The organism is Allobosea sp. ASV33, from assembly GCF_016428755.1.
GTDB lineage: Bacteria > Pseudomonadota > Alphaproteobacteria > Rhizobiales > Beijerinckiaceae > Allobosea.
The window spans coordinates 16,550-31,416 of the sequence record NZ_JAELTI010000066.1; the positions used below are offsets into that span (position 1 = coordinate 16,550).

General features: G+C 66.5%; 15 protein-coding genes. 13 read left to right on the forward strand and 2 right to left on the reverse strand.

Annotated elements, in window-relative coordinates; translation table 11 throughout:
* The first annotated feature begins 156 nt into the window (after positions 1-156).
* Positions 157-1,923, forward strand: coding sequence for a cytochrome c biogenesis protein DipZ (locus tag JHD80_RS18180; RefSeq protein ID WP_199090209.1), 1,767 nt, complete (start codon positions 157-159; stop codon positions 1,921-1,923).
* 87 nt (positions 1,924-2,010) lie between these two features.
* Here JHD80_RS18180 and JHD80_RS18185 read toward each other — a convergent pair whose 3' ends face one another.
* Positions 2,011-3,063 (reverse strand): alpha/beta fold hydrolase, encoded by a 1,053-nt coding sequence (locus tag JHD80_RS18185; RefSeq protein ID WP_199090211.1) that lies wholly within the window; start codon positions 3,061-3,063, stop codon positions 2,011-2,013.
* A gap of 311 nt (positions 3,064-3,374) precedes the next feature.
* On the opposite strand from JHD80_RS18185, the gene JHD80_RS18190 reads away from it, so the two are divergent.
* From JHD80_RS18190 to JHD80_RS18205, 4 genes are all read left to right on the forward strand, one after another.
* Complete coding sequence (locus tag JHD80_RS18190) at positions 3,375-3,791, forward strand: organic hydroperoxide resistance protein (RefSeq protein WP_199090213.1); 417 nt, start codon at positions 3,375-3,377, stop codon at positions 3,789-3,791.
* A 27-nt stretch (positions 3,792-3,818) separates the two neighbouring features.
* Positions 3,819-3,962 carry a hypothetical protein gene (locus JHD80_RS18195; RefSeq protein ID WP_199090215.1) on the forward strand — a complete coding sequence of 48 codons (144 nt, stop codon included), beginning with the start codon at positions 3,819-3,821 and terminating at the stop codon, positions 3,960-3,962.
* Positions 3,963-4,100: 138 nt separating this feature from the next.
* Positions 4,101-4,841, forward strand: a complete 741-nt coding sequence (locus tag JHD80_RS18200) for a response regulator (RefSeq protein ID WP_199090216.1) — start codon at positions 4,101-4,103, stop codon at positions 4,839-4,841.
* On the forward strand, positions 4,838-6,166 hold the full coding sequence (locus JHD80_RS18205; RefSeq protein ID WP_199090218.1) for an ATP-binding protein: 1,329 nt from the start codon (positions 4,838-4,840) through the stop codon (positions 6,164-6,166). Before JHD80_RS18200 ends, JHD80_RS18205 begins: the two co-directional genes overlap by 4 nt.
* A gap of 196 nt (positions 6,167-6,362) precedes the next feature.
* Here JHD80_RS18205 and hmgA read toward each other — a convergent pair whose 3' ends face one another.
* Complete coding sequence (hmgA, locus tag JHD80_RS18210) at positions 6,363-7,715, reverse strand: homogentisate 1,2-dioxygenase (RefSeq protein ID WP_199090220.1); 1,353 nt, start codon at positions 7,713-7,715, stop codon at positions 6,363-6,365.
* Positions 7,716-7,820: 105 nt separating this feature from the next.
* On the opposite strand from hmgA, the gene JHD80_RS18215 reads away from it, so the two are divergent.
* The 8 genes from JHD80_RS18215 to JHD80_RS18250 all read left to right on the forward strand — a co-directional run.
* Positions 7,821-8,255: a MarR family winged helix-turn-helix transcriptional regulator gene (locus tag JHD80_RS18215; RefSeq protein ID WP_199090233.1), complete on the forward strand. Its 435-nt coding sequence runs from the start codon at positions 7,821-7,823 to the stop codon at positions 8,253-8,255.
* Positions 8,256-8,354: 99 nt separating this feature from the next.
* Entirely contained in the window at positions 8,355-9,719 is a 1,365-nt protein-coding gene (gene fahA / locus JHD80_RS18220; RefSeq protein ID WP_199090235.1) for a fumarylacetoacetase, read from the forward strand.
* 86 nt (positions 9,720-9,805) lie between these two features.
* Positions 9,806-10,546 (forward strand): GntR family transcriptional regulator, encoded by a 741-nt coding sequence (locus JHD80_RS18225; protein ID WP_199090237.1) that lies wholly within the window; start codon positions 9,806-9,808, stop codon positions 10,544-10,546.
* 127 nt (positions 10,547-10,673) lie between these two features.
* A complete protein-coding gene (locus tag JHD80_RS18230) occupies positions 10,674-11,882 on the forward strand; it encodes an ABC transporter substrate-binding protein (protein WP_199090239.1) in 1,209 nt (402 codons plus the stop codon).
* Positions 11,883-11,989: 107 nt separating this feature from the next.
* A complete protein-coding gene (locus tag JHD80_RS18235; protein ID WP_199090241.1) occupies positions 11,990-12,892 on the forward strand; it encodes a branched-chain amino acid ABC transporter permease in 903 nt (300 codons plus the stop codon).
* Between the two features lie 5 nt (positions 12,893-12,897).
* Positions 12,898-13,881 (forward strand): ABC transporter permease subunit, encoded by a 984-nt coding sequence (locus tag JHD80_RS18240; RefSeq protein WP_199090243.1) that lies wholly within the window; start codon positions 12,898-12,900, stop codon positions 13,879-13,881.
* On the forward strand, positions 13,871-14,665 hold the full coding sequence (locus JHD80_RS18245; RefSeq protein ID WP_199090245.1) for an ABC transporter ATP-binding protein: 795 nt from the start codon (positions 13,871-13,873) through the stop codon (positions 14,663-14,665). Before JHD80_RS18240 ends, JHD80_RS18245 begins: the two co-directional genes overlap by 11 nt.
* Positions 14,658-14,867 (forward strand): ATP-binding cassette domain-containing protein (locus JHD80_RS18250; protein ID WP_199090253.1); only part of this gene is annotated, 210 nt, incomplete at its 3' end. The genes JHD80_RS18245 and JHD80_RS18250, both read left to right, overlap by 8 nt.

The following is a 14,867-nucleotide window of genomic DNA, read 5'->3' on the forward strand; positions in this document are numbered from 1 at the left end:
TCTGGCGGTTTTGCCGTCGGCAGATGTGTTAGCGCCAGGATACAAGGAGTTACGGTTTGGACTGAGGGGAAAACAATGCGGATACGTCGCCAGGTTCCAGTGCGGGCTTGGCGGTGACGTGCGCGACAGGCGTGGTCCCGCCCAGAGGACCCTGCCATGACCCTGTTCGTCGCCTCCTATCTTGCCGGCGTGCTGACCATCTTCAGCCCCTGTATCCTTCCGATCTTACCCTTCGTCTTCGCTCGCTCCGGGCAAACGTTCCGCCGCAGCGCATTGCCGATGCTGGCCGCATTGGCCGTCACCTTCACAGCCGTCGCCAGCCTCGCGGCTGTCGGGGGAGGCTGGGTGGTACAGGCCAACGAAGCCGGGCGCTACGCGGCGCTGACGCTGCTGGCCGTCTTCGGCGTGACCCTGATCTCATCGCGCGCGGCGGCCTTCCTCAACCGTCCCCTCGTCGCACTTGGAGTGCGGCTGTCGGGGGACGGTAACACCGGACCTCGATCCATCGCCGGCTCCCTGTTGCTCGGCGTCGCGACCGGCCTGCTCTGGGCGCCCTGCGCGGGCCCGATCCTCGGCCTCGTGCTGACGGGCGCCGCCTTGCACGGCGCCAATTCCGGGACGGTTCTGCTTCTGGCTGCCTATGCAGCGGGAGCCGCGACGTCGCTCGGGTTCGCTCTGCGGGCCAGCGGCGAGGTGTTGGAGGCGATGAAGCGCGCATTGGGGTTCGGCGAGCGCGTCCGCCGGGGCGTCGGCGTCGCGGTGCTGGCGAGCGTGCTGGCGATCGGCCTCGGGTTCGATACCGGACTGCTCACCCGGCTCTCCTTCGCCGCCACGACCGGCATCGAGCAAAGTGTTCTGGACGGCCTTGGCCGCGATGGAGCGGCCGCCTTGCGCGTCGCCGAGAATGCTTCGCCGGACGGCGCCGGAATGTCCGCCCAGCCCTATCGCAGCAGGCTGCCCGATCACGGCGCGATGCCGGGCTTCGACGGCGCCGTGAGCTGGCTCAATACGGCCCCGCTGAAGGCGGAAGAGCTGCGGGGCAAAGTCGTCCTGGTGAACTTCTGGACCTATTCCTGCATCAACTGCATCCGCACCCTGCCCTATATCCGCGCCTGGGCGGAGAAGTACCGGGACCGGGGCCTCGTCGTGGTCGGCGTCCACACTCCGGAATTCGCCTTCGAGAAGAAGGTCGAGAACATTCGGCAGGCGGCAGCTCGGTTCGGGATCGACTATCCGATCGCCGTCGACAATGATTTCAGGATCTGGCGTGCCTTCCGCAACAGCTACTGGCCGGCGATCTATCTCGTCGATGCGCAGGGCCGTATCCGCCACACCCAGTTCGGCGAAGGCGGCGAAGCGCTCTCGGACCGGGCCATCCAGGATCTCCTCGCCGAGGCTGCCGGACAGCGCAAGGCAGCGGCCGACTTCGTGACGCCACAGGCATCCGGCGCCCAGGCCGCGCCGGACCTGGCCAATATCCGTTCGGGCGAAACCTATCTCGGCTATTCCAAGGCGTCGGGCTTCGCCTCGCCGGAAGGGATCACGGGCGACCGGCCGCAGGACTACAGCGTGGGCAAGCTCAGGCTCAATCAATGGGCGCTCGACGGCAACTGGACGGTCTGCGCTGAGAGCGCCCGGCTCTCCCGCGCCGCCGGCGGCATCGCGCTCCGCTTCAGGGCGCGCGACCTGCATCTCGTGCTCGGACCTGGCCCGGCGGGAAAGCCGATCCGCTTCCACGTCACGGTCGATGGAGTCCCGCCCGCCGCCGACCACGGAGCCGATATCGACGCAGCCGGGAACGGCACGATCTCGGAAACCCGGCTCTATCAGCTCGTTCGCCAAGCCGGGAACGTTGGGGAGCGCACCTTCGAGATCCGCTTCCTCGATGCCGGCGCCGAAGCCTACGCGTTCACCTTCGGGTGAACGCTGTCCCGACAGCGTAGCCTGCCATCAAAAAGGCGCCCGGGTTCTCGCCCGGGCGCCTTTTCCTATCGCGTCGAAATTTCGGCTTCAGAGCCTGTCGGCGTCGATGATCGCCTGTGCGAACTCCCGGGGGGCCTCCTGCGGCGGGTTGTGGCCGATGCCCCCCTTGAACAGCCGGTGCTCGTACCTGCCGGTAAAGCGCTTGGCATAGGCCGCCGGCTCCGGATGGGGCGCGCCGTTGGCATCGCCCTCGATGGTGATGGCGGGCACGCCGATGCTCGGGAATGCGGCGAGCTTCTTTTCCAGTGCGTCGTATTGCGGCTCGCCCTGCGCCAAGCCGAGGCGCCAGCGGTAGTTATGGATCGAGATCGCGACATGGTCGGGATTGTCGAGGGCGACAGCCGAACGGGCGAAGGTCGCGTCGTCGAATTTCCATTGCGGCGAGGCGAGCTCCCATATCAGCCGGGCGAAGTCATGGGTGTACTTGGCATAGCCGGCCGCGCCCCGCTCGGTGGCGAAATAGAACTGGTACCACCACTGCAATTCGGCCTTGGGCGGCAGCGGCGGCTTGTTCGCGTCCTGGCTGCCGATGAGATAACCGCTGACCGAGACCAGCGCCTTGACGCGCTCCGGCCAGAGCGCGGCGATGATGTCGGCTGTGCGCGCGCCCCAGTCATAGCCGCCGATAACGGCCTTCTCGATCTTCAGCGCGTCCATGAAGGCGATGATGTCGGTGGCGAGCGCCCCCTGCTGGCCGTTGCGCGGGGTATCCGCCGAGAGGAAGCGGGTGGTGCCGTAGCCGCGCAGATGCGGCACGAGCACGCGATAGCCGGCCTTGGCCAGGATCGGTGCGACATCGACATAGCTATGGATGTCATAGGGCCAGCCGTGGAGCAGCAGGACCGGTGGTCCATCGGCCGGGCCGTCTTCGGCATAGCCGATATCGAGCACGCCGGCCTTCACCTGCTTCAGCGCGGCAAAACCTGCGTGGCCACCCTGCCCTGCCGTCGGCGAGGCGGCAGCGGATGGCGAGCGCGCCTGGGCATGGGCAGCGCCGATTCCCGCGAAGGTCGCCACCGTTGCTCCCCATGCGAAGGCGCTCAGGAGATTGCGGCGAGGCTGATCGATCTGTTCTGACATGATTGTTGTCCCTGGTTGCGAGAGATCGCAACGAGCCCGCCGGCTGTGTCACCGCTGTTTCGGGGATGGCGCGAATTGTAAGCGTCTCTCCGCCCGGAGGGGCGATGATACAGGCCGATACAATCCGCTCGCTCTCGGGCGCATCGCCTCGCGCCGCGAGTGCCTTCGCGTGGCGCAAGATGTCGAAACGCGGCGGATATACGCTGCGTTACAAATCGGCCGGTTCGCAAAACAATCCCGATACCTCGGCTTGGGAAACGCTCCATCACCCGCCGCCGCTCATGGCGGCGACGGACGAGATGGAGCGTTCCATGACCAAGATCGACAAGGTTCTCTATACTGGCCGCACCCACACCACCGGTGGCCGCGACGGCGCCTCACGCAGCTCCGACGGGCGGCTCGACATCAAGCTGTCGCCTCCCGGCAGCGCCGGCGCCGGCACCAATCCCGAGCAGCTCTTTGCCGCCGGCTGGTCGGCCTGCTTCATCGGCGCGATCGGCCTGGCCGCCGGCAAGCGCAAGGTTGCGCTGCCGGCCGACCTCGCCGTCGATACCGAGGTCGATCTCGGCTCGACGGATGGTGCCTATTTCCTGCAGGCCCGCCTGCGCGTCAGCCTGCCTGGCCTCGACCGCGAACTGGCGCAGAGCCTCATCCACGAAGCCCACCAGACCTGCCCCTATTCCAAGGCCACGCGCGGCAACATCGACGTTGAGCTCAGCGTCGTCTGAGCAAGCCGCGAGCAAGGAGGCGATGACATGACCATCATCCGCAAACGCAGGATCGCCTTCATCCTGCTGGCGATCACCGCGCTGGCAGCCGTGCCCTGCGCCTGGGATGCCAGCGATCCCAATGTCGCATCCTGGCTTCCGGCCGTGGTCTCGACACTGGCCGGCTCATAGAACGGCCGGCCGTTGCCGGGCACCCTTCAGGCGTCCGGCGTCACCCTGGACGGCTTCGGGGCTTCGCCGAAGCCTGTCGGCCGGCTATGAGAAACGACTGTCGCGAAGCGCCCCTCGGTGGAAGCGGAAAATCCTGTCATGGAGCATGTCGACCACGTCCTGATCGTCGATGACGACCGTGAGATCCGCGATCTGGTATCGAGCTATCTCGCGAAGAACGGGTTGCGGACTTCGACCGCCGCGGACGGCCGTCAGATGCGCAGCTTCCTCGACGCCAACACCGTCGACCTGATCGTGCTCGACGTGATGATGCCGGGCCAGGACGGGCTCGCGCTCTGCCGCGAGTTGCGCGCCGGCAAGCACAAGGCGACGCCTATCCTGATGCTGACGGCCCGCAGCGACGAGATGGATCGTGTCATCGGGCTGGAGATGGGTGCGGACGACTATCTCTCGAAACCCTTCGCCGCCCGTGAATTGCTGGCGCGGATCAATGCCGTGCTGCGACGCACCCGGATGTTGCCGCCGAACCTGCAGATCAGCGAAGCCGGCCAGATCCTGACCTTCGGCGCCTGGCGGCTCGATACCGTGCGGCGCCATCTCCTCGATGCGCAGGAGACGGAAGTGGCGCTGAGCGGCGCCGAATACCGGCTGCTGCGCGTCTTCATCGACCATCCCCAGCGCGTGCTCAACCGCGACCAGCTCCTGAACCTGACGCAGGGGCGCGATGCCGAACTGTTCGACCGCTCGATCGACCTGCTGGTCAGCCGCCTGCGCCAGCGGCTCGGCGACGATGCGCGCGAGCCGACCTATATCAAGACCGTGCGCAGCGAGGGCTATGTGCTGGCGGTCCCCGTCGAGATCACGGAACCCAGGTCGTGACCGCGAACGCCGCGTCCCGCTTTCGCTTCCTGCCCCGGACCTTGCGCGCCCGCTTGTTCCTGATCCTGCTGGCGGGATTGGCTGTCGCCTACGGCCTCTCCTTCGGCGTTCTCTACGCCGAGCGTACGATGTCGGCGACGGCGGCGATGTTCCGCACGCTGGAGAACGATGTCGCGACCTCGATCGCGGTTCTCGACCGGACGCCGGCTGCCGAACGGCCCGAACTGCTCGAATGGCTCAGCCGCGGCAACTATACGCTCGCTCTGGGGCCGGGCCGTGCTGGAGTGCCCAACACGTCGCGCCACGGCCAGGAGATCGCGGCCAGGCTGGCAAGCGCCGCCGGCTCGCGCTTTCCCCTGCGGATCGAAGCGATCCCGGGCGAGGAAGGCCGCCTGCAGGCGCATCTGACCCTGAGCGACGGCAGCCCGCTCACGATCGAGATCACGCCGCGCGGGATCATGCCGGTCGCGGACTGGCTGCCTTATGTCCTGGTGGCGCAGATGGTCCTTTTGCTGGCTTGTGCCTGGTTCGCGGTCAGGCAGGCGGTCCGTCCGCTCGGCGAACTCGCCGCCGCCGCCGAGGCGCTTGACCCCAACGCGAAGACTCCGCCCTTGAGCGAGGCCGGCCCCAGCGAGGTCGCTCATGCCGCCCGGGCCTTCAATGCGATGCGCGAACGGATCGCGCATTATCTGGAAGAACGCGTGCAGATCCTCGCGGCGATCTCGCACGATCTCCAGACCCCGATCACCCGCATGCGGCTACGCGCCGACATGGCCGACGACTCGCCCGAGCGGGAGAAGCTCGTCAACGACCTCCGCGAGATCGAGCGGCTGGTACAGGACGGCATCGCCTATGCACGCAGCGCCCACAGCAGCGGCGAGAAGACGACGCGGATCGACCTTGCCTCCTTCGTCGACAGCATCGCCTATGACTATCAGGACACCGGCAAGGCGGTGACGGTTGCCAGCCGGATCGACGGCATCGCCTCCACCAAGCCGCACGCGCTGCGGCGCATCCTGTCGAATTTCATCGACAATGCCTTGAAATTCGCAGGCGCCGCCGAGATCGAGATGGAACGCAGACAGGGCGCCATCGCGATTACCGTGCAGGACCGTGGGCCCGGCATTCCCGAAGAGATGCTGGCCGCCGCCATGCAGCCCTTTTTCCGTTTGGAGCAGTCGCGCAATCGCGAGACCGGAGGAGCTGGGCTTGGGCTTGCGATCGCGCAGCAGCTTGCCGCAACCCTCGGCGGATCCGTCCAGCTCTCCAACCGCGTTGGCGGCGGGCTGGCAGCCATGGTGATCATTCCCGAGGCAAAACCCTGATTATTGGCCCCAGTGTTCGGTCACCTTGCGGGGGGTACAGGCCTAGCACCCCGGCCAGGTATAACCAGCCCTGCCATGCCCGGATTCAGGTGATGTCGACGACCGAGACCTGTTGGGCGCGATGAGGGATGAGTGGCCGGCAAAGCTCAACTGACCGCCTACGAAACCGGCCGCCGGTGGGCATACCCTCTCTCGCTCAAGGCCTGTTCGGATCGAAATGCTTGGTCAGTTTGTGGCCGTAGCCGCCATAGTCGCGCTGAAGCGAATCCGAGCCGGCGGCGAAGGCCGTGACCTGCTGCGGAAACCGCGTCTCGAACATGAAGGCCAGCGTGCCCTCGAGCTTGTGCGGCTTTAGTTCGACGTTGCTCGCCTTCTCGAAGGCATCGACGTCCGGCCCGTGCGGCAGCATGCTGTTATGCAGCGAGATGCCGCCCGGCACGAAGCCGCCGCCGGTCTTGGCGTCGTAGACGCCGTAGACCAGCCCCATGAACTCGCTCATCACGTTCATATGGTACCAGGGCGGCCGGAAGGTGTTCTCGGCCACCAGCCAGCGATCCGAGAAGATGACGAAGTCGATATTGGCGGTGCCGGGCGTCTCCGATGGCGAGGTCAGCACCGTGAAGATCGACGGGTCAGCATGGTCGTACAGGACAGGCCCGACCGGCGAAAAGCGCCTGAGATCATATTTGTACGGGGCGTAGTTGCCATGCCAGGCGACGACGTCGAGCGGCGAATGCTCGATATCGGCGGCCCAGAGATTGCCGTCCCATTTCACATACATCTTGGAGGGCGCGTCGCGATCCTCGTAAGCCGCGACGGGCGTCAGGAAATCGCGCGGATTGGCCAGGCAGTTGGCGCCGATCGGCCCCCGCTCCGGCAAGGTGAAAGCGCCGCCATAGTTCTCGCAGATATAGCCACGGGCCGGCCCGTCCCTCAGCTCGACGCGGATCTTCACGCCCCGCGGGATCACGGCGATCTCGCCAGGCTCGATGTCGATGATGCCGAACTCGGTCCACAGCCTGAGATCGCCCTGCTGCGGCACGAACAGCATCTCGCCATCGGCATTGTAGAAATACTCGTCCCCCATCGAGCGGGTGATCAGGTAGACATGCGCGCCCATGCCGCCCTGACTGCCGGCATCGCCGGCGGTGGTCATGCTATGGACGCCCTCGACGAAAGAGATCGGCTTCGACGGGATCGGGATCGGGCTCCAGCGCAACGGCGCGATCGGCATATCGACCTCGCGGGCCGGCGCGGTGCGCCAGAAGCCGGCATCGACCTTCCGGAACTCGTTCCAATGCGCCACCGTCGGGCGGATGCGATAGAGCCAGGAGCGCTCGTTTGTGGTGCGCGGCGCCGTGAAGGGCGAACCGGAGAGCTGCTCGGCATAGAGCCCATAGGCGCATTTCTGCGGCGAGTTGCGTCCCAGCGGCAGGGCGCCCGGCAGCGCCTCGGTCTCGAAGCCGTTGCCGAAGCCGGACATGTAGCCGGCGGCGATGGCGCTTGCGGCCTTGGCGGCACCGACCTGGGACGGGTTCTGAACGTTCATGGTGGCGCCCTCTCCTCGCGACGGCCTGAGGCCCGCGGCATGCCCTGTGCGAGCTTCGTTCGAGATGGTTGCTCTGGTAACTGTCGATTTTGTAACTAACAAGGCATGTCGAAACTCGCTCTCGAACACTTCCTGCCCTATCGCCTGAACCGCCTGAGCTCGGCGGTTTCCCAGCAGTTCCGGGCGGTCTACGGGCCGCATCACGACCTAACCGTGCCGGAATGGCGGGTGCTGGCCACCCTCGCCCAGTTCGGCACGATGACGGCCAAGGCCATCGGCAAGCATTCCTCGATGCACAAGACCAAGGTCAGCCGGGCGGTGCGGGCGCTGGAGGAGCGGCGCTGGCTCGTCCGTCGCGAGAGCGAGCAGGACCGGCGCGAGGAAAGCCTGTCCCTGACCGCTGCGGGCCTGAAGGCCTATGGCGAGATCGTGCCGCGCGCGCTGGCGTTCGAGGCCGGCATCCTCGCGGCGCTCGGCTCGCATGCCGAACCTTTGCTCGAAGCGCTCGCGCTGATGGAGGAACGCTTCCCCGTCGACTGAGCGCCCCCCACGTCCCACGCGCAGGGGACAGAGGCCGGGCAGCGCTTCCGCTTAGGCTCGCCGCCGAACTGACCGAGTCAGAACGGATTGGATGAGCCTATGCAGGGCAGCACTCTCGACACACGGGCGGAAAACTCGCCTCGCCCCACCTCCTCCGCCGTCGCGCTCGAAGCCAGCCATGATCCGGCCCTGCGCAGTTGGGTCGAATCGGCGCGGGACCATGCGGAATTCCCGATCCAGAACCTGCCCTTCGGTGTGTTCTCACCCGACGGCGGACAAGCGCGGGGCGGCGTCGCGATCGGCGACGAAATCCTCGATCTGGCGGCGCTTGCGGGGTCGGGTCTTTGCGCCGACATCGAGGAGACCGTCACGGCCGCGGCCGCGCCGACCCTGAATGGCTTTATCGGCCTGGGAACGGCTGCGCGTAAGCAACTCAGGGCTCGGCTTTCGGCCCTGCTGGCAGAAGGCTCGCCTGCACAAGCCCAGCTTAAGCCGATACTGCATCCGGCGCGGAACTGCTTACTTGGCCTGCCGGCGCGGATCGGCGATTACACGGATTTCTATGCCGGTATCCAGCACGCCCTGAATATCGGCTCGCTGCTGCGGCCGGACAATCCGCTGCTGCCGAACTACAAGCATATCCCGATTGGCTATAACGGCCGCGCCTCGTCGGTCCGGCCGTCCGGTGAGCCCTTCCTGCGCCCCAATGGCCAGCGCAAGCGTCCGGACGAAGCGGAGCCCAGCTTCGGCCCCTGCCGCAATCTCGATTACGAGCTGGAACTGGGCATCTGGATCGGCCCCGGCAATGCGCAGGGCTCGCCCGTGCCGATCGATGAGGCCGATGACCGGATCGCTGGGTTCTGCCTGCTCAACGACTGGTCAGCGCGCGATATCCAGGCCTGGGAATACCAGCCGCTCGGCCCTTTCCTGTCCAAGGGCTTTGCTACGACGATCTCGCCCTGGATCGTGACGCCGGAGGCGCTGGCGCCCTTCCGGAAGGCCCAGGCGCCGCGTCCCGAAGGCGACCCGGCGGCCCTGCCCTATCTCAACCCTGCCGAGGCAGACGTACCACATGCGCTCGACGTTACGCTCGAGGTCTTCATCGAGACCGCTTCGATGCGCGCAGGCGGTCTGGCGCCGCACCGGCTCTCGCTCGGCAGCACGCGCGACCTCTACTGGACGCCGGCGCAGTTCGTAGCGCATCACAGCTCGAACGGCTGCAACCTTGAAGCGGGCGATCTCTTCGGTTCTGGCACGATCTCAGGGCGCGACCCCGGTTCCTTCGGCAGCCTGATGGAGATCACGCGCGGCGGTCGCGAGGCGATCACCCTGCCCAACGGCGAGAGCCGGACCTATCTCGTCGATGGCGACGCGATCGTCATGCGAGCCAGCGCCCGGCGAGAAGGCTTTGCCAGCATCGGCTTCGGCGCATGCCGCGCCGAAGTGCTGCCGGCGCGCGGATGAAACCGTTACCGCTGTCCCCTGCTCTGGTGACAGCGGACGCGATAAGGCTTCGGCATCATCGGATCGACGCTGCCTTCGGGGATCGCATGCAGAAGCGCTTCACACTCGCCGCTTCGGACCAGCCATCGGGGGACGCCGAGAAGGGCGCGCTCGGCCGGCGCCGCTCGGGCGATGCCTATGAAACCCTGCGCAATGCCATCCTTTCCGGCGAGATGCGTCCGAACGAGCCCTTGATCGAGGCCGATATCGCGGCTGCGCTAGCGGTCAGCCGGACGCCGGTGCGCGAAGCCTTGCAGCGGTTGGCCGTCGAGCAGCTTATTGTGCCGCGCCGGCGCGGCTGGGCCGTGCGCGAGATCACCGCCGTCGAGGCCAGCGAGAACTCCGAAGTCCGCGCGGCGCTGGAGGGCTATGCCGCCCGGCTCGCCGCCGAGCGGGCGACCGATGACGAGATCGCGGCTGTCGCGGCCGTGCATGCCCGCCGAATCGCCAGTGACCCCGCCGACGACAAGGCCCGCGTCGAGACCAATCGCGAGTTCCACGGCATCATCGTCGCCGCCGCCCGCAACGAGAAGCTGCGCGACGCGATCCTGCGTTCGGGCCGGTTCTACTTCAACGGCTCGGTGGCGCGGATGACCTCGCCGGCCGAATTCCGCCTCAGCAACGAGGACCACGAGATCATCCTGCAGGCCTTGCTGGCGCGCGACGGCGACCGGGCCGAGCAGGCGATGCGCAAGCACATCATGCGCACCTTCCATATCTTCCGCGAGTTGTCCTACCCCGCCCATGACGCGCCCTCGTTGGCGCCACTGCATGGCTCGGAAGGTTAGCCGCCGCGATGTCCCAAGCCGCTGTGACAGATGCCCGCCACCGGCCCGCTATGATCCCCTCAGGATCGAGGCGCTGTGCGCCAATGACCTCAACGACAAGATAAACCAACGACCAGGGAGAGATACGATGAGCGTGAACAAGACCGCAGCCGGCCTGACGCTGGCCGCCAGCCTGCTGATCGGGGCCGCTGCAGGCGCCCAGGAGCCGGGCATCACCGACAAGGCGATCAAGATCGGCATCTTCGGCCCGCTGTCCGGCCCGAACATGGCCTATGGCTTCGACGTCGTGAACGCGGCCAAGATGTACTACGACAAGATCAATAAGGAAGGCGGCATCCACGGCCGCAAGATCGAGTATGTCGTCGAGGACGATCGCTGCAATGCCAACGATTTGGTTGCGGCGGTGAAGAAGCTGGTCGAGCAGGAAAACGTGTTCATGCTCAATGGCGGCTCGTGCTCGGCCGCCGTCGTCGCCGCCAAGGACTATGTCGTCCGCAACAAGGTGCCCTACCTGATGCTGAACGCATCGGGCGACGGCGCGCTGTTCCCGCCGACCGACTACATCTTCGGTGCCTATTCGATCTCGCAATACGCCGTCGGCGGCGCCATGATCGAGTTCGCCGCCAAGCAGTTCGGCGCCAAGAACGTCGCCTATATCAACCATGACGACGCCTATGGCGCCTGGAACCTCGAAGGCTCGAAGAAGGACGCCGAGGTCAACGGCGTGAAGCTCTCGGTCGAGTCGATCAATCCCGGCATTAACGACGTCACCGCGCCGTTCCTGAAGGTGCGCGCCGCCAATCCGGATGCGATCCTGCTGGTCACCTATGCCCGCCCGGCAGCGCTCTTGATCAAGAAGGCGGCCGAGATGGGCTTCAACAAGCCGATCATCCTCTCGGTCACCGGCACGGCCAGCCTCAACCAGCTCGCCGAGAATGTCGGCAAGGACGCGCTCAAGAACTTCTACACACAGGAAGTGATGATCGACTCGCCCGGCGGCGCCAAGCTGAAGCCGATCTACGATATGTACAAGGCGGCCTATCCGGAGCTCGCGGCCAAGCCCGACCATCCGCAGACCTACATGCCCTACGGCATCCCCCCGGCGATGTCGCTGGTCAAGGCGCTGCAGGATGCCGGCCCTAACCCGACCCGCGAGAAGGTGCTCGCCGCGCTGAAGACGCAGGATTTCGACTCGGGCGTCATGGCCGGCCGCATGCAGTTCGGCCCGGAGCAGCGCGCCGCCAACCGCTCGACGATCTTCATCAAGTATGACGGCACGACGATGAGCCCGCTGCCGGGCGTCTTCACCAGCCGCTGGACCTACCAGGCGAAGTGACCACCACGGACAGGCCTCTCGGCCTTCCCTCATGAGACCGGGCGGCGGCTTTCGCGCCGCCGCCCTTCCCTGACCCGGGCACCGGGCCGGATGTGGATCTGGAACTGATGGACCTGCAACTCGCGCTGATCTTCCTGCAGCAAGGCATCGCCTCGGGCCTCGTCTCGGGCAGCGTCTATGCCCTGCTGGCGCTCGCCATCGTGGTGATCTTCAAGACCTCGGACGTGCCGAACTTCGCCCAGGGCGAGGTCTTCATGGCGGCGGGCTATGTCGCGCTCTATCTCTTCGTCTTCCAGAAGATGCCGATCTGGGTCGTGCTGCCGGCGACGCTGGTCGTGGCCTTCCTCGCCATGGCGCTGTTCCGCCGCTTCGTCCTCGATCAGGTCGCGAAATCGGCCAAGGACCTCGTCTATCTCGTCATTGCGACGCTCGGCCTGTCCTATGTGCTGAAGGGCCTCGTGCGCCGCACCGGCTTCGGCGACACGCCGCGTTCCTTCCCCGCGCTGGTCTCGACCGACTCTGTCATGATCGGCCAGGCCTCTGTGACGATGCTCGACCTCGCCATCTTCGGCACCGCGGTGACGGTGATGGCCGCCTTCTTCTGGATGTTCAACTACACCAAGACCGGCCGGGCCATGCGCGCCGTCGGCATGAACCCCAAGGCCGCCCAGCTCGTCGGCGTCGACCTGCGTCGCTGCCACATGCTGATCTGGGGCCTGTCGGGCGTGATCTCCGCCATCGCGGCGCTGCTGATCTCGCCGAAGATCCTGATGACCGCTGATATGGGCTCGATCGTCATGCTCGCCTTCGCGGCGGCGATCGTCGGCGGCTTCTCCAGCCTGCCCGGCGCCGTGGTCGGCGGCTTCGTCATCGGCATCGTCGAGAACATGGTCGGGCTGTTCATCTCGTCGCGCGCCATCGTGCTCGCCCCCTTCCTCGCCATCCTGATCGTGCTCGTCCTGCGTCCGCAGGGCCTGTTCGGCGGGAAGCTGACGATCAAGAAGGTCTGAGAGCCGTGTCGTCCACTCCTCTCGCATCGCCTGCGCCGGCCCGCCGCGCCCTCTCCGGCCCGGCCCTGATCGGGCTCGTCGCGGCCGCGCTCGTCGCCGTCGCCCTGCCCGTCTTCACCTCGGGCTATGTCGTCTACATCGCCAACCTGCTGCTGGTCTTCGTGGTGCTCTGCCTCGGCCTGCACATCGTCATCGGCGAGACCGGCCAGTTCTCGATGGCCCATGCCGCCTTCTACGGCATCGGCATCTATGCGAGCGCCCTCGCCAACCGCGCGTTCGACCTGCCCTACCCTGTCGCCATGCTGTTCGGCGCTCTGGTCGCCGGAGCCGTCGGCCTGTTCATCGGCGCGCTCGCGCTACGAATGCGCGACATCTATCTCGCGCTCGCCACCTTCGCCTTCGGCGAAGCCATGCAATGGGTCTTCGCCAACTGGGACAGCGTCACCAACGGCCCGAACGGCCTGCGCATCAGCCCGGCCCGCTTCGGCCCGATCGAGATCCTCAGCGACAAGCAGGCCTATCCCTTCGTGCTGTTCTTCTGCCTCGTGATGATCGGGCTCACCGTTGCGATCTCGCGCTCGCGGCTCGGCCGTTCCTTCCGGGCGGTGCGGGAGTCGGAGGTCGCGGCGATGGCAATGGGCATCGACGTGCGCCGCGCACGTATCGTCTCCTTCGGGCTCTCGGCCGCCATCGCGGGCTTTGCCGGCGGCATGTTCGGCCTGTTCCAGACCTTCATCCACCCGGACAGCCTGGGCTTCCAGACCACGATCCTCGTGCTTACCATGGTCGTCGTCGGCGGGCTCGGCTCGATCGCGGGCGCGATCGGCGGGGCAATCGTGTTCGGCCTGATCTCGGAGGTGCTGCGCCAGGCGCCGCAGTACCAGGAGATCATCTACGGCGCGATCCTGATCCTGTTCATGATGTACGCGCCGCGCGGCCTCTTCGCCTTCATCGGCGACCGTATCCGGGAGGCGCGCCATGGCCGCTGAGAGCGCTCCTTTCCTCAATGTCGAGGGGCTGACGATCCGCTTTGGCGGGCTGACCGCTGTCGGCGGGCTCGACATGGCCGTCGCGAAGGGCTCGATCCATGCCCTGATCGGCCCGAACGGCGCCGGCAAGTCGACGACCTTCAACTGCATCTCGCGCTTCTATACGCCGAGCGCCGGGCGCATCACCTATGACGGGCGCGACATCACCCGCATGCCGGCCCGCGAGATGGCGGGGCTCGGTATCGCCCGCAGCTTCCAGAACCTCGAACTCTTCGGCGAGCTCACCGTCTTCGAGAACGTGCTGATCGGCGCCCATGTCCATGCCGGCCGCTCCTGGCGCGACGCGATCAGCGCCCGCCCGCGCGGCATCGTCGAGCATGTCGATGAATTGCTGGAGCGTACGGGCCTGACCTCCTACGCCCAGACCAAGGCGCGCAATCTCGATTTCGGCCACCAGAAAATGGTCGAGATCGCCCGCGCGCTCGCTATCCGCCCAAAACTTCTGCTGCTCGACGAGCCGGCCGCCGGCCTGCGCAACCGCGAGATCGCGGCGCTAGACCGCCTGCTCTGCGAATTGCGCGAGCGCGACGGCCTGACGATCCTCCTGGTCGAGCACGTCATGCAATTGGTCATGTCGATCTCGGACAAGATCACCGTGCTGAGCTTCGGCACCAAGATTGCCGAGGGTACGGCCGCCGAGGTGCGCGCCCATCCGGCCGTCATCGAAGCCTATCTCGGCCGCGATGCGGCGCATGAGGCCGCCCAAGAGACGCATCATGGCTGATCTGCTCGAAATCGACGGCATCTCCGCCGCCTATGGCCGCATCCAGGCGCTCTCCGAGGTCTCGCTGAAGGTGCCGGAGGGCGCGATCGTCGCCCTGCTCGGCTCGAACGGCGCCGGCAAGAGCACGACGCTCAACACCGTCTCGCGGCTCGTGCCGGTGACGAAGGGGCGCATCCGCTTCGCCGGCGAGGAGATCCAGTCC

Coding starts and splice junctions, on each gene's coding strand:
- JHD80_RS18180 (WP_199090209.1), top strand. CDS start 157: ATGACCCTGTTCGTCGCCTCCTATCTTGCCGGCGTGCTGACCATCTTC.
- JHD80_RS18185 (WP_199090211.1), bottom strand. CDS start 3,063: ATGTCAGAACAGATCGATCAGCCTCGCCGCAATCTCCTGAGCGCCTTC.
- JHD80_RS18190 (WP_199090213.1), top strand. CDS start 3,375: ATGACCAAGATCGACAAGGTTCTCTATACTGGCCGCACCCACACCACC.
- JHD80_RS18195 (WP_199090215.1), top strand. CDS start 3,819: ATGACCATCATCCGCAAACGCAGGATCGCCTTCATCCTGCTGGCGATC.
- JHD80_RS18200 (WP_199090216.1), top strand. CDS start 4,101: ATGGAGCATGTCGACCACGTCCTGATCGTCGATGACGACCGTGAGATC.
- hmgA (WP_199090220.1), bottom strand. CDS start 7,715: ATGAACGTTCAGAACCCGTCCCAGGTCGGTGCCGCCAAGGCCGCAAGC.
- JHD80_RS18215 (WP_199090233.1), top strand. CDS start 7,821: ATGTCGAAACTCGCTCTCGAACACTTCCTGCCCTATCGCCTGAACCGC.
- fahA (WP_199090235.1), top strand. CDS start 8,355: ATGCAGGGCAGCACTCTCGACACACGGGCGGAAAACTCGCCTCGCCCC.
- JHD80_RS18225 (WP_199090237.1), top strand. CDS start 9,806: ATGCAGAAGCGCTTCACACTCGCCGCTTCGGACCAGCCATCGGGGGAC.
- JHD80_RS18230 (WP_199090239.1), top strand. CDS start 10,674: ATGAGCGTGAACAAGACCGCAGCCGGCCTGACGCTGGCCGCCAGCCTG.
- JHD80_RS18235 (WP_199090241.1), top strand. CDS start 11,990: ATGGACCTGCAACTCGCGCTGATCTTCCTGCAGCAAGGCATCGCCTCG.
- JHD80_RS18245 (WP_199090245.1), top strand. CDS start 13,871: ATGGCCGCTGAGAGCGCTCCTTTCCTCAATGTCGAGGGGCTGACGATC.